The following is a 16,285-nucleotide window of genomic DNA, read 5'->3' on the forward strand; positions in this document are numbered from 1 at the left end:
GGATCGTGAGACATTTATTTCGTTTTTTCAGTGACCGTCGACCGGAGATCTTCCACCGGGCTTCGGCCCCGGCGGGAACCCTTCCGGGCCCTCGCCGGGCCGTCGTATCGCGCCCCTCCAAGGAGGCGATCGCCGGATGTCAGGACGGTCACCCGACATCGAGACGCAGGAGGTCCTCCTCGGTCTCGCGGCGAACGATCACCCGGGCCTCGCCGTCGTTCACGGCGACGACGGGCGGGCGGAGCGCGTGGTTGTAGTTGCTGGCCATGGACCGGCAGTACGCGCCCGTGGCGGGCACTGCGACAAGGTCACCGGGTGCCAGGTCGGCGGGCAGGAAGGCGTCGCGTACCACGATGTCCCCGCTCTCGCAGTGCTTGCCGACGATGCGGACCAGCATGGGCTCGGCGTCGGAGGTACGGGAGGCGAGCGCGACGCTGTACTCGGCGTCGTACAGCGCGGTGCGGATGTTGTCGGACATGCCGCCGTCGACGGAGACGTAGGTGCGCAGCTTTTCGAGGGGCTTGATGGTGCCGACCTCGTACAGCGTGAACGCGGTCGGGCCGACGATGGCGCGCCCGGGTTCGACGGAGATGCGGGGGGTGCGCAGGCGGGCGGCCTCGCACTCGCGGGAGACGATCTCGGTCAGCGCCTTGGCGATCTCGTGCGGTTCGCGGGGGTCGTCGTCGCTGGTGTAGGCGATACCGAGGCCGCCGCCGAGGTCGATCTCGGGAAGCTCGACGCCGTGCTCGTCGCGGATGTCCCTGAGAAGCCCGACCACGCGGTGGGCGGCGACCTCGAACCCGGACATGTCGAAGATCTGTGACCCGATGTGGCTGTGGATGCCGATGAGCTCGAGCCCGTCGAGCCGGAGGGCACGGCGTACGGCTTCGGCGGCCTGCCCGTCGGCGAGCGGAATCCCGAACTTCTGGTCCTCGTGCGCGGTGGCGATGAACTCGTGGGTGTGCGCCTCGACGCCGACGGTGACCCGGATCTGCACCCGCTGCCGCTTGCCGAGGGACGAGGCGATGTGCGCGACCCGCACGATCTCCTGGAAGGAGTCGAGGACGATCCGCCCGACACCGCTCTCGATCGCCCTGGTGATCTCCTCGGTGGACTTGTTGTTGCCGTGGAACGCGATGCGGTCGGCGGGCATGCCTGCGAGGAGGGCGGTGGTGAGCTCGCCACCGGAGCAGACGTCGAGGTTGAGTCCTTCCTCGTGCAGCCAGCGCACGACGGCGCGGGAGAGGAATGCCTTGCCGGCGTAGAACACGTCGGCGTCCGGCCCGAACGCGGTGCGCCAGGCCCGTGCCCGGGCCCGGAAGTCGGCCTCGTCGACGAAGTAGGCGGGGGTGCCGAACTGCTCGGCGAGCGTCTTGACGGAGACACCGCCGACGGTCAACACGCCGTCGGCGTCGCGTCGTACGGTCTGGGCCCACACCTTGGCGTCGAGCGCGTTGAGGTCGGCGGGCGGGGCGGCGTAGTGGCTCTCGGGCAGGACGTCGGCGTAGCGGGGCCCGGCGGGGTGTGCGGAACGGCTCATGTCGATCTGGGCTTTCTCGCAGGTCTCAGAGGTACTCGGGGGCACTGATGCCGAGCAGGGACAGGCCGCCGGCCAGCACCGTCCCGGCGGCTTCGGCGAGGGCGAGCCGGGCCCGGTGGGCGGCCGAGGGTTTCTCGTCGCCGAGCGGGAGCACCGTGTGCTGGAAGGCGAGCAGGGCATCGGCGACGGCGACGAGGTGCCGGGCGAGCCGGTCGGGCGCGCGGTGGGCGGCCGCCTGGGTGAGGGCGTTGGGGTACTCGGCGAGGGCACGGACGAGCGGTGCCGCTTCGGGTACGTCCGGCACGTCACCGGGGACGCACTCGAAGCCCAGCCGGGCGGCGTTGCGGGTGAGCGCACGGGCACGGGCATGGGCGTAGCGGACGCGGAAGAGAGGGTTGCTCTCGCGCTGCAACAGATGGTCGGCGGTGATCCGGGGCCGGTCGTGGGCGGCGGGGTACAGCAGGGCCCAACGGGCGGCGTCGGGGCCGAGAGGTGCGGGGTCCTCGGGCGCCGGGACCGGCCGCAGACCGCACGGCTCACCGGGGCGCGCGTGGTCGACTTCGACGCGGCCGCCCTGGGTGGCGGTGATCCGGACGAGGCTGTCGGCGATGACTTCGGCGCGGATGTCGTAGGGGATGCGGAGGGGGATGACTTGGTTGGGGAGGGTGGGGGTGTGGCCGTAGGGGGCGTTGGGGTGGGTGGGACTGAGGGCGGGGCCGCCGTTGTGGCTGCTGTGGCTGCTGTGGCTGCTGTCGATGGTGGTTTGGTCGACGGCTGCGTCGTCGGCCGTCTTGCCGGCTGAGCTGTCGGCTGCGTCGCCTCGGTGGAGGATCTCGCGGACGAGGGCGGCGGTGGCGGTGGCCGGTTCGAGGTGAATGTTGAGGAAGCCTGGCCCGGTGATCTCGACATCGGCGACACCAGTGGTGTCGCCGATGCGGGGCCGCAGGATCTCGGCGACCTGGAGAGCCGGCCGCCCGGCAGGCCGGGCGAGCTGAAGGGCGATGTTGGTGGCGTAGTCACCACGGCCGCCAGGTCCTGGCGGCGCCACCACAGCACGTTCGGGCACGGACACGCTCAGCTCCCCGTCGTCCACAGCACGACGCACCGCGCGGAGCACGGTGCGGGAGAGCTCGACGGGGGTCACGGGACAAGGGTATGGGAGGAGGGGGGTGGGTATGCGAGGTGGTTTCCGCGAAGGCCGGAGTGAACACGGTGCGACACGGTGCTGTGAGCCATTTCGGCCGACACCTCACGAGCCGCGTACCTCTCATGACCGGCGCGGAGCTGTGCCTTGACCGATGCGCGACCGGTCATTCAGCCGCCGGCGCGGCCCGCACGTCCCGCGTGCCCGGCCCGACCGACACGCCCGGCTCGCTCGACACGCTTGACGTCTCCCGCGTCGAGACCGCCCCCGAAGCCGCCGGCACGCGCGTCGAAACGCCTGCGACGCTCCACCAACTCCTCCACGACCTGCACGAGTTCGGACGGATCGAAGGGTTTGGCGAGAAAGGCGTCGACGCCGACGTCGAGTCCGCCCGCGACCTCGTCCTGGGTACAGGCGCTGATGATGGCGAGGGGCAGATCGCGCGTACGGGGGTCAGAGCGGAGCCGCGCGGCAGTCCGCAGCCCGTCGAGCCGGGGCATGACCACATCGAGGGTGACCACGTCGGGCCGTACTTGATGCACGACGTCCAGACACTCGGCACCGTCGGCCGCGGTCACGACCTCGAGGCCCTCCAGCTCGAGATTGACCCTGATCAGCTGCCGGATGACCTTGTTGTCGTCCACGACAAGGACCCGGCCGGACGCGCCTGACACAACTCGAGAGTAGGTCGAGACGGGGGACGGCGTCCGGGTTTTCCCCACTTCCGCCCCGTCCGGGGGCAACCCACGACGGGACCCCCGGCAAACCGTTCATGACGACCCCGAAAGAGCTGGTAGGGTTCTACCCGTCGCCACAGAGAGCGGCCGACACGCCCCCGTAGCTCAGGGGATAGAGCAACGGCCTCCGGAGCCGTGTGCGCAGGTTCGAATCCTGCCGGGGGCACTCGAAAAATGGGAACGGACGTGCCGGTTTTGCCGGTCTTGTCCACCCCGAGTGCCATGATCGGGCGCCAGCACTTCGGTGCGGGCGCCCGATTTTTTGTTCCATGGCTCCAGCTCACGGGTGACGGACACCAATCCGTCAAGCAGATACCCCGGGATCATCACCCGTAGGGTCAGTTCTTCGCGGGGCCGGCTGTAGCGAACCTCCAGCCCGAAGGCGTTGTAGAGCCGCCGCTGGATCTCCTCCGGGACCAGGGCAAGGTCCAGATCGAGGTGCGGGAGCGCGTCCAGCAGAGCCGCGGTGTCGGCGGGATCTTCCGCCTGTTTCGGGGATCGCAGGTGAGCCAGCTGCCCGGCGAGCTGTTCGCGTTGTGCGCCCAGCGTGGCGTGCTCCCGGCGGATCGCGTCACGGAAATGCTTCTCCTGATCCGGCCCGAGATCGTCAGCCTCGTCGTCGCTGCCGAAGCCGTCGGCGAGGGTGCGGATGAGGCGGGCCTGGCGCTGGCCGATCGCACTGATGGCGCGCTCCAGTGCGGCCCGCTCCTTGGCGATGCGGTCGCCGGCGTCATCCACGGTCCGAGCGGCTTCGAGCGCGGCTGTGAGGTGGCTGCGCCGATCGGGGCCGAAGATCCTGGTGGCGAAAAAGCGGGAGACGGAGGCGACCAGGATCTCTTCGCGAATCCACATGCTCTTGGGGTGGTCGGGAAACCATGGCTGATCACGATGTTCGTTCCGGTCGGGCTGGCAGGTGTAGTACGGGATCTGGTGGCGGGTCTTGCCGAACATGCGGCGGTCACAGATGTCGCAGGAGACGTACGACCGCAGGACGTAGGAGCGCTTGGTGGCCGGGTGAGTGTTGGCTCCGTGGGTGGTGCGGGATCCCTGGCGCTTACGACCCACAGTGGAGACGGCGTCGAACAGTTCCTTGGTGACAAGAGGCTCATGGGTGGGCCGGGGAGACCACACCCAATCCTTCGGGTCGTTGTTACGGCCGCCCTTCTTCGTCGCACGGCGGTTCCAGACCTGGTAGCCCGTGTACTTGGGATTGCGCAGGATCTCCCGCACGGCGGATCCGGTCCAACGGCCCAGGGCCGCATCGGGCCGGGTTGGCTCCGGAGGCGGGTAGGCAACGGGGTCCAGGTTCAGGCGGTCGGCGATGCCGTCGTAGCCGAGCTTGTCCAGACCGCGCAGCTGGAAGATGTAGGTGACCGCCGAGGCCCGCGACGGGTCGGGGATGAGCCGGTGCTTGGTCCGGCCCTCTGCGCGTCGGGCCGGGACAGGGTGGGGCACCTTCTCCGCCAGGTAGCCGTAGGGAGGCTTCCCCACGTTCCATCCCTGCGAGACGTGCTCGACAAAGCCGTCCCAGGACAACTCCAACATCTGAAGCACGTACCACTCTGAGACGGCCTGCTTGACGCGCCGGGTGAGGGTCGGTGTGGCGCGCTTGGCCCTGGGGCCGGTGACGATCGGCTCGTCGGCGGCACACAGGGCGACTCCGGCCTGCTCCAGCTCGTACTCGATCTTCGTACCGAAGTAGGTGCGGCGAGCGACACGTTCGATCGACTCGCAGATGACAGCGGCGAAGCGGCGGTCGGGCCGCTGGGCCTCTTCGAGGAGGTCGGCGACGCTGCCGTCACGCGGGATGGGGATCTTGAAGTTCTGGTGGGCCAAGGAGTTGCCGCGCTCGTGCAGCTCCTTGCGGCCGGACTCGACGTCGTAGAAGTGGGCGACGATCACCCAGCCGGGCGGCAGCGCGGCTCTGGCATTGCGCAACTGCCGGGGCAACGACAGCGTGGGGTCCTGGGCATCCTCCGTGGAGGTCCGACCGAGCCAGGCCACCGGGACGGTCACCGGAAGCGCTGCAGCGTCCGGGATGCCGTCGGTGGCCCAGGGGCGGCCGGGTACGGGAGGCGCCCAGGACGACCGGGGTGTGGGTGGGGTGGTGGGCATGTGGTGTCCCTCTCCCATTGGTTATGTGCGGGGAGGCTCAGGGCGGCCGGCTCCGGCCTGTCCGCTTTCCGGTGGGGTGCTGTGGCGGGCGTATAGCCACTCCAGCACCTCGCGGATCGCGGCACCTTGACGCTGAGCCAGCGCCCGAGCGTCCTCCCCGTCGACAGTGATGTACTCCACGACCACCCGCGGCCCCTCGGCTGAGCAGGGTTTTCCCGGGGTGACGCCGATGGTCGTCGTCCATGGACGCTCCGTATCGGCCGTGTCGTCAAGGCCGCCGTTCGGCGTGTCGCGCGAGAGGTGGTTCACCGTCGCTCCGGTGGCTACGGGGCTCAGCCCCGGTCTGATGCTGACGTCCCGTAATAGAGATTCCGGTGGGCGCATTTGCCACCGTTGCAACGGCTGTTCGAGTGCCAGAGGGCCTCATCCGCCCTCCTCGATTCCTGATCCAAGCGCCGACCACAAGCAACTCTTCGCAGGTAGAAGGGGAAGCGAGCCAGTGGCGAGCCACTGGCAAGCCCCGCGGCTGGCCTGGGGAGAGATTAGAGTTTTCGATTCTGGGAGAAGTACGGTCGGAGAGCCACGCGCGCGCTGGGGTAGGCATTGAGGCGCCGTCACATACACCATTTCAGAGGTCAGTGAGGCACTCGGAGACAGCCATGCGGACCTGCTGGGACAGGACGGTTCATGACACGAAGATGGCGTTCCTGACCGCTTCTCCAAGGAGTCGTTTCACTCCGCCCCATGGTTCCGAGCGTGGGGCAAGGACCACTGCACGACCCCCTCGACCGACCGATCGGGCTGGACCTCAATCGGCGACGGATATGCGGATGCCACGAGCGACCGCCCCGTCAGACCGCCACCAATAGGCCCACGCGGGCGCCATAGCCCCGATCAGCGGCCAGCGGCCGCCTGCCAGGTGCCAGACGCCGCCCGCGACAACGTGCCGATGCAAACGCCCCTCACGCGCACCGATCCGCCCGCGCCTGAAATCCGCTACAGCGTGCTTTCAGGCGCGGGCGAAACAAAAACTACCGATCGATCGCCCGCAGCTGATCTGTCCACCGATCGGCACCGCTCTCTCTGCCTCTGACCTGACTTATGCCGTTCGAAGGGGCCCCTTCGCTTCACCGGTCGGTCGGTGAACCGAATCGACAGTCACCAAGCACACCCAGCACACGCGACTACGGACAATATTTGCCATGGAGCTCAAGGCCGGGCGCCGTTCACCAGTAGATCGGGATGCTTAGCTGCACCGATATACAGTCGCCCTCGCGCGACAGTGGCTCGAAGTCGATTTGAGCTGCACCTTTGCGGCAAATAGGGCGTCGCGTCCAAGACCGCACACGGATACGACGGGGGAAACGACCCCCGAAACGACGGGGTCAACGACAAGCCATGATGGTGACGCCGAGGAGCTCGGCAGGACGGGCTCGCAGCTTGCAGTTCAATTCCTCCGATCGGATCTCCCTTGTGTGCGCCCGGGAGCAGCGCCGTAAGCGCAATGGTCACTCGTCGTCATCCGCGTCGTCGAAATCGAAGGCCAGCTGACCCGACAGAGCGTCGTCCGTCGCGGCTGCAGCCTGGGACTCCGTCGGGTCCATGGCCTCCTCGATCTCGTGAGGCAGAGCGTAATCGTCCGCGAGTCGCGCAAGATGGACGATCAAGGGCAAAGCCAACCCCTCGCGACCAGCACGGTAGTCCTCGCTGAAACGCTGCTGGTGGACGAATGCGGCCCATGCCTCCGCGTCGTCACCGGGCTGAAGGCACGCGAGGGTCAGTTCCAGGAGATCCGGGTTCCAGGCGTTCACCGTCGGCCGGTAGGCGTTGTTGCCCGAGGCGTTGGTGTGCGGAGTCAGTTTGGCGTCATCGTTGGTGAGCTTCGTTTGCATGCCGGACTTGCCGATCGTGCTGTAAAAGACGCGGTCTGAGTCCCCCCGCACCCCGGGCCGCCACAGCCCCATCGCGATGCCCCCGCCCTGCTTGCCCTCCAACTCGGGAGAGAGTTCCTCCGCCTCGGCCCAGCACTGTGCCGTCTCATCCCGGCTGCCGTCGGCGATCCGGACGACACGAAGCTGCTTGCCGTACAGACCGATCCGCTGAACGGGACCTCCATCGAGGCCCAGCCTGTCCCGTTCCAGACCGTCGTTCCTCAGCCATGGCCAGCGCTTCCGGACATCCTGAGCGTGGGCCAGAACGAGCGTCGGGGTGCTGCGCAGCTGCGCGAGGGTCTTCTTGACGAAGGCCGCCGTGAGGGCCGACTGCTCCGCACTGTTCTTCCTGCCTTCGACCCGTCCCGTCAACGACTTGAGGAGTTCGGGGTACGGCACCCATTCGTGCATGTCGGCTGACTTACCCAGCACGCACTTCGCGCCCGGCCGGATGAGCACCGCGATCGGCGTGAACTGCTGCTTGCCCGTGGGCCCGTCAAGGCGCCGTTCCACGAGGTGGAAGGCGACCTGGTTCAGGTTCGCGGGGATGAGCGTGTCACCGAGCGTGTGCTGAGGCACCAGCCGCACACCGGTCTGGCGCAGGCCGTCCGACCAGGCCGCGGCTGCACGCAGCCCTGCATCGGCGAGAGCCTCCTCTGTCTCCGCATCCGGGTCCGGTGGACGGATGAACTGGGTCACGAGGCCTGCGTCCGCGCAGCCGAGGCGGATCGCGTGCTTGGGGTCGGTCCGTCGCTTGGCGTGACGGAAAGCGTCCTGCCCGTCGAGCTCCACGAAGGCCACCCGCACCCCGGGGACGGCTTCCCGCAGGGCGGCCATGGCCCGCGCGACACCGGTACGGCGCTCCTCGATGGCCTTGTCGTGTTCCTGTCCCCGGCGCGGCACGCTGTCGCCTCCCAGCGGTGCACCGAGAGCGCCCAGGGGTCGCGCGTGCAGCCGGACGGTCAGCTCCTCTGCCTCCCACACCCAGGTATCGGGGCCCTGCACACGCCGGTGCTCGGCCAGCCCCAGCCCCGTCTCCGCCGCGGCGATCATCTGATCGCGGATGGCGTCGTTCTGGTGGAGCACGACCGCGGTGAGGTCTTCCCCTTCGAGAGCTTCGGCCAGGCGTGCCCGCAGAACCTGGGCGTTGTGGGCCGCGTTCAGCTCACGCTTGTCCAGGATGACCGCGAGGTCTCCGGGATCCTTCTCTTCCTTGTTCTTGGGAATGGGCGGCAGCGGCTTGAGCTGCTTCTTCGGCGGCCGCGCGTACGCACTGCGCTCGAGCTTCGGAACGGGCACGAACTCGGGAGCGATCGCCTGCTCCGCCCACTCGATCAGCCGTCGGCGTTCACTGGGCATCAGTCCGGTGCCGATCGTGTGCCTGCCCATGGCCGCCTGGTGCCCAATCGCGATCCGGATGCCGTCCCGGCCGTGGATCCAGTGGTCGGCCTCCTTCACCAGCCGGTCCGGGGACGGCAGTGCGTCGAGTGCGCTGATCCGGGCGAGCATTCCTTCTGCTCCGCCCTGACGCCAGTTCGTGGCGCCGTCCTTCCACTCCAGCATGGCGACCGCGAAACGTTGGGGCTGCGGGCCGTCGTAGACGAGGGAGTCGTCCGGGAGCAGGTACGCGGACACACCCTTGCCGTAAGGCATGTAGACCTTGCCGGTGACGAATCGACGAACGCCGGCGGCCACGTGGACGCGCGGGACGGGTGAGAAGGGAACGGTGCGCACGGTGATGCGAAGGGTCGCCGCGTAGTAGGCCGGCCTGCCGTCGCCGCCACCGCGCCGCCTGGGTACGTACTCGATCACGTTCGACATCAGCTCGGCGCCCCCGCTTCCCTGCCCCCTGGCCCCCGTGCGGCCGGCGACCTGCCGGAACGACAGCTGCTGCCCGTGGTGTTCGTACGCTCCCTGGCGCGCGATCCGTTCGGCGAGGACATCGGGAAGCAACCGGTACACGTGGGGCGCGGGCAGAGCGGTTCCTCCGGGCGACGCCTTCTGCTCGAGGAGGTCGACCCTGCCGGGCCGCCAGCTGAGAGCCGCGGTGTCGAGGTCACGGAAGCAGTTCATCAGCAGGGCTGTGGTCTCGGGATCGTCGGCATCGCGCGGGAGGCTCTTGAGCCAGGTGGCGATGTAGAGGTTCGTCACCGCCATCGGGTACGCGTCCTGGCAGTACAGCCAGGGGTTCTCCGAGCCGAACCGTGCCGTGGAGTCGACCGTGACGATGTCCGGCGCGGTGGCGCGCATCACCTGGTTGACCGCCGCTGTGGGGACGCGGCGCCGTCGCTCAGCCTGCCCCGCGGTCATTCCGCCGTGGTAGAGGCGCAGGAGTGGTTCCTCCCAGTGGGCAGGCAGGGAGAGCGTGTGCATCGGGACGACGAATGGGCCCTGTGCCGGGTCGGGCAGGTACGCCGCCGGACGGTTGTACTGGTAGGCCATGGTGCCGGTTCTCCTCGGGGCAAGGCGTGAAGCGTTCGGACGCGACGCGGACACGTCGCGGATGCGGTGCGGTGTGGCGGCGGATGCCGTCAGCCCATGTCCACCAGGGCTCGGTAGAGCGGTTCGTACAGCTCACGTACGAGGGATTTGTCGATCGGGGCGGGGTCCCGCTCCGCCGTGTTCCCGTCCTCGAAGTAGGGGGCGAGCACCTCACGCATACTCGCCAGCAGGCTGGTGTCGGCGGTGTCCGCGTCCTGGAATCCGGCTTCTCGGGGGGAGAATGCCGCGTCGACGAAGACCACCCGGGCCGGCACGCCGCCACGCACCAGACGACCGATGACCTGCCACATGACGACGAGCTGGTCCCAGGTGAACGCCGCCTTCTCCTCGTCCCGCAGGCTGGACCAGGCCAGCCGCCGGGTGAGGAAGCGGTTCCACTGACGGCGTGCGCGGCTACGGAACGCCACCGCCGCCTGGTCGGGTGTGGCGGCGGCGAGCGCGTTCTGCCGGAAATACCCGTCAGCATCCCGGAGTTGGCGTACGGCCCAGTCGTTGATGGACTGGATGGCGAGCGCGATGTCGTCGGGCCGAGGGTGTGGGCGTGCCAGGAAGTAGACCGTGCCGATGGCCGCCTTGCCACCGCGCAACACGATGTTGTGTCCTCGCTCCACGGCGAGCAGCGGCGCGACGAGAATGTCGCCGCCGACCGAGGGGAAGGCCTTCACGTCACCGCGCGGCAGGGTCCGTGCGGCGGCATCCTCCGGCAGCCGGGTCCAGGCGGTGTCGGAGTCCGCGTCGTCAGACACGAGTCGGGTGACGCGGCCATTCCACTCGGGGATCTGGTTGAGGTATTCGGCGGCCCGGCGTGCCTCGTCGTAGCTGCCGACGAGCAACAGGATGCGGCGGCGGTCCGGATCGTCGATCTCCTTCAGCTCGGCGTCCAGCATGCTCTCGGCGTCGGGCAGGCTCCGGTCGGGCACCGCGAGCTGGTGCAGCATGTGCAGGAGGGCCTGCGGCCGTTCTTCGGGGTCGCAGCCGGACAGGCGCAGCGGTTTGGGCCGGTCGTTTCCGGGCCAGTACAGGAACTCCTTGCGGAACTCACTACCCAGGACGGCCTCGACTTCCTCGTCGTGAGGACGCAGTACGGCACCGACCTCGGCGTGCACGTGGTACCTGCTCGACGTGCCCGCCCAGCTCGTCGCGGACATGAGCAGGACGTGCGGGCTCGGACGGCCGTCCACGGCGCACAGGTCGCCGAGCCGCATGAGCAGTTCGCGGCCCACGCCGTTGCAGTGGAAGAAGCGGAGTTCACCGCTGCGGTCACCATCGCGCTCACGGTCGTCGTGGCGGAACTGGAAGCCGAGCACGTTACCCATGGGCGACTCGGGGATGACCGCCTCGTAGTCCTTGGGGGGTCTGCGGGAGAGCACGTTCGAGGCGCTCTCGAGATTGAGGGCGGCCTCGACGCGCGGCCACAGCGTGGTCATGAAGTCAAGACGGCTGTGCAGGGCGGAAAGGAGCAGGGTGAACTCGAAGCGCCGGGCCTGTAGGTCGGCGTCCGCGAGCACTGTGCTGTCGTCTCCGACGATGTCGGTGAGCGTGTCGCGCAGCCTCTCACGCGTCCGTGCTCCCTGAGGCGCGTGCAGGAGCTCCAGGGTGAGGTGGACGAAGGTGTTCACCAAGGGTGTCACTTCGTCGTCGTCACCCGTGCTCTGCTGCTCGTGCAGCGGGTCGTCGCGGAACCGGCCGAGCGCACCGTCCAGCGTCCGGGCCGCCGCAGGCGGGCGTTCGCCCTCCTTCCGCCCCGGAAACCAGCTGTCCAGCAGCAGGTTGTGGAGGGTGAAGGCGCTGAAGTAGTCGACGCTGATCCACCGCCTGAGCTTGTCGTCCTTGACGAGCAGGGCGAAGAGGCGGTCGGTGGCGGCGCTGACCGTGTTGACGGCGTTGGTCCAGTCGTCGACGTCACGGGCGGACAGCTGGAGCCGCCCGTCCCGGGCCATCTGCTGGAACTTGTGGACGGCGACCTCGTCGAACCAGGAGTTCGGGGCCTTGCCCACCAGAGTGCTGGCCGGCGCGAAGGCCGTGTCGAGCTGCATCTGGACCCGGTCCGCCTCGTCGACGATGATCAGGTCGCTGAGCCGGCACGCGAGCTCGAGGTACCGGAGCTGTTCCTGGTGCTGGTGCAGCGGGACGGAACTGTGCACCAGACCGGCCGGGGTGGCGACCCACACCTGTGCGTCGACCAGATCACGAGCCCCGCGGTGGCGCGGACAGCGGTTCCACAACGGGCACAGTCTCCGCTGCGGCTTCGGGCCTTGTGCATCACGCTGCGTGCTGCTCTCCTCGTAGAGGAGGGGATCGCCGTCCGTGGCCTCCTGCTCGGGGACGGTGTACAGCGTGATGCACGGTGCCTCACGGACGCCGAGCGGGCGGCGGGCTTCCAGGCCGCGCAGCACGTCGACGGGGCAGGCGCTGCTGAGGTAGGCGAAGCCGGCGTGGTCGTGCCCTAGCATGGTGGCGGCGCCGGCCGTGGCGGTGCGGCGGTGCAGCCGGTTGATGTTGCGCTCCCTGGTGGAGTGCCCGAGGATCGGTGCCGCCCGTACACCGAGCCGGTCGAACTGCTCCACCACGGCGAGCGTCTCGGCCACGTCCCCGACGACGATGGTGACCCGGCGGGGTGTCCGGGTCACGAGGTGGTAGGTCAGGATGTCCCGGAGGGTGGACTTGCCGGCTCCCATCATCCCCACGAGGTGCAGCAGCCGGTCGATTCTCAGCCGTCCCTGTTCGGTGAAGCGGCCGAGTTCCGCGTCGCGCACGAGCAGCTTCACCCGCCGGAGCCGCCCGGCCCAGCCGTTGCGCGGCCCCTCCGGCGCCGTCGCCTCGACGGCGTCCATCTCGTCGGCGGCCTTTTCGAGCTCTTCCCAGGTGACGTCGACGGGCTCTCCGTGCCCGGCCGGTGGTGCGTCGAGCGCATGGGCGCGCGGCAGGGTGTCCGTCAGCAGCTCCTCGTCGAACACCACGGAGTGGTTACGGTCCTGCACCCGGAAGGTGTGCTCTCCCTCTTCGGCGAACGGAATGGACCGCGTCGCGAACCGCGGAGGGGTGCTGAGCAGTTCTTCGAAGATCTCGAAACGGCGTGGGGCGCGCGAAGTCTCGCGACGGCGCGCCACGGAGCCGGGTCCGTCGATGTCGTATCCGCGTAGGTGCTGGGGGACCTTCAGGTAGTCGGCCAGCGCCTCCGACCAGGCGTGCCGTCGCCGCATGTCCCATAGGTAGTGGCGGGCGCGCAGCACGCGCAGCCGCTGTTCGTCGGTGCGGACGTCTCCGAACACCTCGCTGTACGGGTAACCGCCCAGCAGCGGCCAGACATCGGCGGCCGTGCGGGTGGGCGTCACGTCCTGCAGGAGGTACAGGCCCAGTTCGACGTCGAGAAGGTCGCCGGGGCGGAAGCTGCCGAGGTTCGCCGGCCACACCTCGGTGAGCTGCTGAGGTGAGCAGCGCCGGTGCCATCCCCTACGGTCACGCACGGCGTCCTCCTTCGGTACGCGGGTCCCCCGCCTTGTCGCGCGGGACGGAGATCTCATCGGCGACCAGCCGCAGGAAGGCCTGGTCGTCCAGGAGGGTGACCCGGTCGGCCAGGTCCTTCGGCAGGTTGCGGCGGAACTGCCGCCCATACGCCTCGTTGTCACGGAAGCGGTAGCGGGGCACGACGAGGAACGCCCGGTCGTACGGCGGCTCGTTCCTGAACGGTGTGAGGGAGCGCGCCAGGAGAACGGGGTTCACCCGGTCCTTGACGTCCACCGCCCAGTGCCGTCGCCCCGGCAGGGGGACGCGCAGGTCGTACGCGTCGTAGTTGGGCCACATCTCGGCGGTGATTCCGAACTTCTTCTCCAGGGCCGCTTGCAGATCGGTCTCCGCGAGCCCGGGGCTGGTGATGAACATCCGCAGGGGGCGGCTGAGCTGGAAGACCCCGCCCTTGTCGGCACGGAGCGGCGTGCCTTCGTCCGAGGTGCCATCGCGGCGGCACCGGTCCAGTTCGCATCGGTGGCCGCCGTGCAGCAGCGGCACCATCAGGCAGCGGCAACGAGCGCACTGTCGGTACGTGCCGCGCCGCAGGTAGGAGGCGGGCACGGCCTCGTAGCAGTGCTTGATCACGTCGTGCAGCAGCATCCCGCAGTCGGGATCGCCGCCGAGCAGCGCCAGCTCGGCGCCGGTCAGCACGGGCCTGGAGGTGAGCAGGGCCCGGAACGCGGTGTACGCCTGCGGGGCCTTGGCGGCGCGGCACACGGCGAGTGCGTCCCGGATGCGTTCGTTCTCTAAGAGCTCGGCGGCCGGGTCGGCCGCGCTCACCTCCCACTCCAGGCAGAGCTGGTGCGGCAGCCGGGTCTCCGGATCGACGAGCAGGGCCGTGCCCGGAAAGTTCTCGGGCGGCAGCTCCAACGGCCAGTTGATCAAGGGTCGTTCGTAAGCCCAGCGGACCATCTGCGGCACACTGCCCGGCGGTTCCTCGCCCCGGCGCAGGGAGTGCAGGACAAGTCGGTTGTACGCGTTCTGCACCTTCGCCAAGTAGACCGGGTTGGGCACGGTCCTCTGCCGGGACAGGCACGCCAGGGCGCTGGCGATCTGGCGAAGCAGCCCCTCATCCGTTCCGAGAACGCCCTCGGAACGTGCGTTCCGCATGTCGGTCGTGGTCACGCCTCCCCCTCTCCCGCGACGGCGCCGTCGGGCGCGGCGCTCGGACACCACCGTGATACCGGACAGGACCGACAATGCGGTCCGGGGCGGGCGCCCCATGTCTGGTCCTCCCGCCACGGACCGGCGTACCGCCGCAGAACCGACAGCGCCTTCCGCTGCCGGCCGGGGTCCGTCGGGTCGATCACGTGCGGATCGGAACCGTCCGGCCGGAGGATCTCCACCTCGACGCGCGAGCCGTCCGGATCGCCGCCAAGCGCACCCTGCGCCAGGAGCGTGACCGCCAGGGCGAGTTGAGGGTAGGTGTCGAGAAGGTCCTCGTAGTGGCGGCGCCGCTTCCGTGTCGTCTTGAGCTCCCGCCACACCCACGAGCCGTCCTCCTGGTAGAGCAGGTCGGGTTTGGCGATGACGACGGCCTGCGCCGCGGTGTCGTGGACGACTCGGAGGGCTTCGGGCTCGACCCGCTGGATGAGGGCGGCGTCCTGGAAGGGACAGGCGTCAACGTGGTGGAGCAGCATGTCCCGACCGGTCGCGGCGTCCTCGTCGGAGACCCGCCAGCGTCCCTCTGTCCAGTTCTCGCCCTCCGGGGGCATGTCCCCGGCCGCACACGGCGGCCATCCCGGACGTCGGTGCAGCTTCTCGATCCAGCCATGCACCGCCTGGCCGAGCCTGGCCGAGCTGCCGTACTCATCGGACTTGGGCAGGTGCAGGGCACGGAGGAATCCCTGTGCGGGGCAGGCCGCGTGATAGCGCAGATCGCTGACCGACACCTTCCTCAGCGGTGCCACCGTCGAGGAGAGTCCGAGAACGCCGGGCCTGCGCGGCACGGTCTCGCATCCCGTGAACTGCTTGCAGTCGACACAGGACGAGCCGGGTATCGGCCTGCCGCCCGCCACGACACGGGTCACGTGCGCATGCCCGTGCTCGGCGTAGTACGCCTCGGCCTCCTCGGCCGTCCCGTCGAACTGCACGCGCGGCTGTCCGTCGGCGAGCCCGACTTCGATTACACGCACCCGCTCGGGCCGGGTGGCGGGTCCGTACGGCTGGAACGCGCGGGCCCACTTCCGAGGCCAGGGCGCCTGGCGCCCGTGAACGGCCACATACGCGGCGATGGCGATCTCGCCGGGCTCGGAATCCTTGGCCTCGCCGTGCCGTAGCCGCCGGTACTCGCGCAGTCGTCCGCCGGCCGACTCGTACCGGCGCCACCAGGCGTACATCTCCCAGAACTTGCCGTTCTCCCGCTGGGCCACCCAGTACGGACGGACCGGCTGGAGCCGCTGCTCACCGTCGTCGGCGCACGCTCCCAGGTACGCACGGAGGGCGTGCTCGGCATACGTCAGGTGACCGGGGTGGAGGGCGGGGGTGCGGGAGCGCAGCCCCGCCAGAGCCTGGTCGGGTGTCTCACCACGGAACTCGACCCGGTCAACAGCGTCCATGACCGGCCCGAGGGTGAATGTCTCGAGCTCCGGCTTCGGCAACCGGAGACGCCGGGCCGGCCACAGACCGGGCCGGGCCTTGGCGGCGGCGTGCGAGGGACAGGTGTGCTCCTCGCTCCCGCCCGTACCGGGCCCCACTCGCACGAGGCCGTCGTCCCCCGTCAGCCAGTGCGGCCTGCGCCATGCCGTGTCGTGACTCATTGCCTCCCCCTTGTCTCGGAACAGACGTCACCCTTTGGACCGGCCGG

General features: G+C 69.2%; 8 protein-coding genes, 1 tRNA gene and 1 pseudogene. 1 reads left to right on the forward strand and 9 read right to left on the reverse strand.

Translation table 11 applies throughout. The annotated features are described in order from the left end of the window. Positions 1–148: 148 nt before the first annotated feature. The 3 genes from lysA to ACWDEX_RS21245 form a co-directional block, all read right to left on the reverse strand. Entirely contained in the window at positions 149–1,540 is a 1,392-nt protein-coding gene (lysA, locus tag ACWDEX_RS21235) for a diaminopimelate decarboxylase (protein WP_450465239.1), read from the reverse strand. A gap of 25 nt (positions 1,541–1,565) precedes the next feature. Beyond that, positions 1,566–2,684 carry an ArgS-related anticodon-binding protein NrtL gene (nrtL, locus tag ACWDEX_RS21240; RefSeq protein ID WP_450465240.1) on the reverse strand — a complete coding sequence of 373 codons (1,119 nt, stop codon included), beginning with the start codon at positions 2,682–2,684 and terminating at the stop codon, positions 1,566–1,568. A gap of 170 nt (positions 2,685–2,854) precedes the next feature. Continuing rightward, the gene (locus ACWDEX_RS21245) at positions 2,855–3,406 is read right to left on the reverse strand and encodes a response regulator (protein WP_450465241.1); all 552 of its coding nucleotides are present in this window, start codon (positions 3,404–3,406) and stop codon (positions 2,855–2,857) included. A 109-nt stretch (positions 3,407–3,515) separates the two neighbouring features. Between ACWDEX_RS21245 and ACWDEX_RS21250 the strand changes: the two genes are divergently transcribed. Continuing rightward, positions 3,516–3,587 (forward strand) — tRNA-Arg (locus ACWDEX_RS21250). 959 nt (positions 3,588–4,546) lie between these two features. On the opposite strand, the pseudogene ACWDEX_RS21255 reads toward ACWDEX_RS21250, so the two are convergent. From ACWDEX_RS21255 to ACWDEX_RS21280, 6 genes and pseudogenes are all read right to left on the reverse strand, one after another. Beyond that, positions 4,547–5,554 (reverse strand): annotated as a pseudogene (locus ACWDEX_RS21255) (recombinase family protein); the annotation flags it as partial. A gap of 3 nt (positions 5,555–5,557) precedes the next feature. After that, positions 5,558–5,845 carry a hypothetical protein gene (locus tag ACWDEX_RS21260; RefSeq protein ID WP_450465243.1) on the reverse strand — a complete coding sequence of 96 codons (288 nt, stop codon included), beginning with the start codon at positions 5,843–5,845 and terminating at the stop codon, positions 5,558–5,560. Positions 5,846–7,044: 1,199 nt separating this feature from the next. Beyond that, positions 7,045–9,909: a pPIWI_RE module domain-containing protein gene (locus tag ACWDEX_RS21265; protein ID WP_450465245.1), complete on the reverse strand. Its 2,865-nt coding sequence runs from the start codon at positions 9,907–9,909 to the stop codon at positions 7,045–7,047. Between the two features lie 89 nt (positions 9,910–9,998). Continuing rightward, positions 9,999–13,436 carry a pPIWI_RE_Z domain-containing protein gene (locus tag ACWDEX_RS21270; RefSeq protein WP_450465246.1) on the reverse strand — a complete coding sequence of 1,146 codons (3,438 nt, stop codon included), beginning with the start codon at positions 13,434–13,436 and terminating at the stop codon, positions 9,999–10,001. Continuing rightward, positions 13,429–14,604, reverse strand: coding sequence for a pPIWI_RE_Y domain-containing protein (locus tag ACWDEX_RS21275; protein WP_450465248.1), 1,176 nt, complete (start codon positions 14,602–14,604; stop codon positions 13,429–13,431). Before ACWDEX_RS21275 ends, ACWDEX_RS21270 begins: the two co-directional genes overlap by 8 nt. After that, positions 14,601–16,238: a PD-(D/E)XK nuclease family protein gene (locus ACWDEX_RS21280; protein ID WP_450465249.1), complete on the reverse strand. Its 1,638-nt coding sequence runs from the start codon at positions 16,236–16,238 to the stop codon at positions 14,601–14,603. Before ACWDEX_RS21280 ends, ACWDEX_RS21275 begins: the two co-directional genes overlap by 4 nt. Positions 16,239–16,285 lie beyond the last annotated feature (47 nt).

The sequence above is a fragment of the Streptomyces sp. NPDC001020 genome (assembly GCF_053599115.1).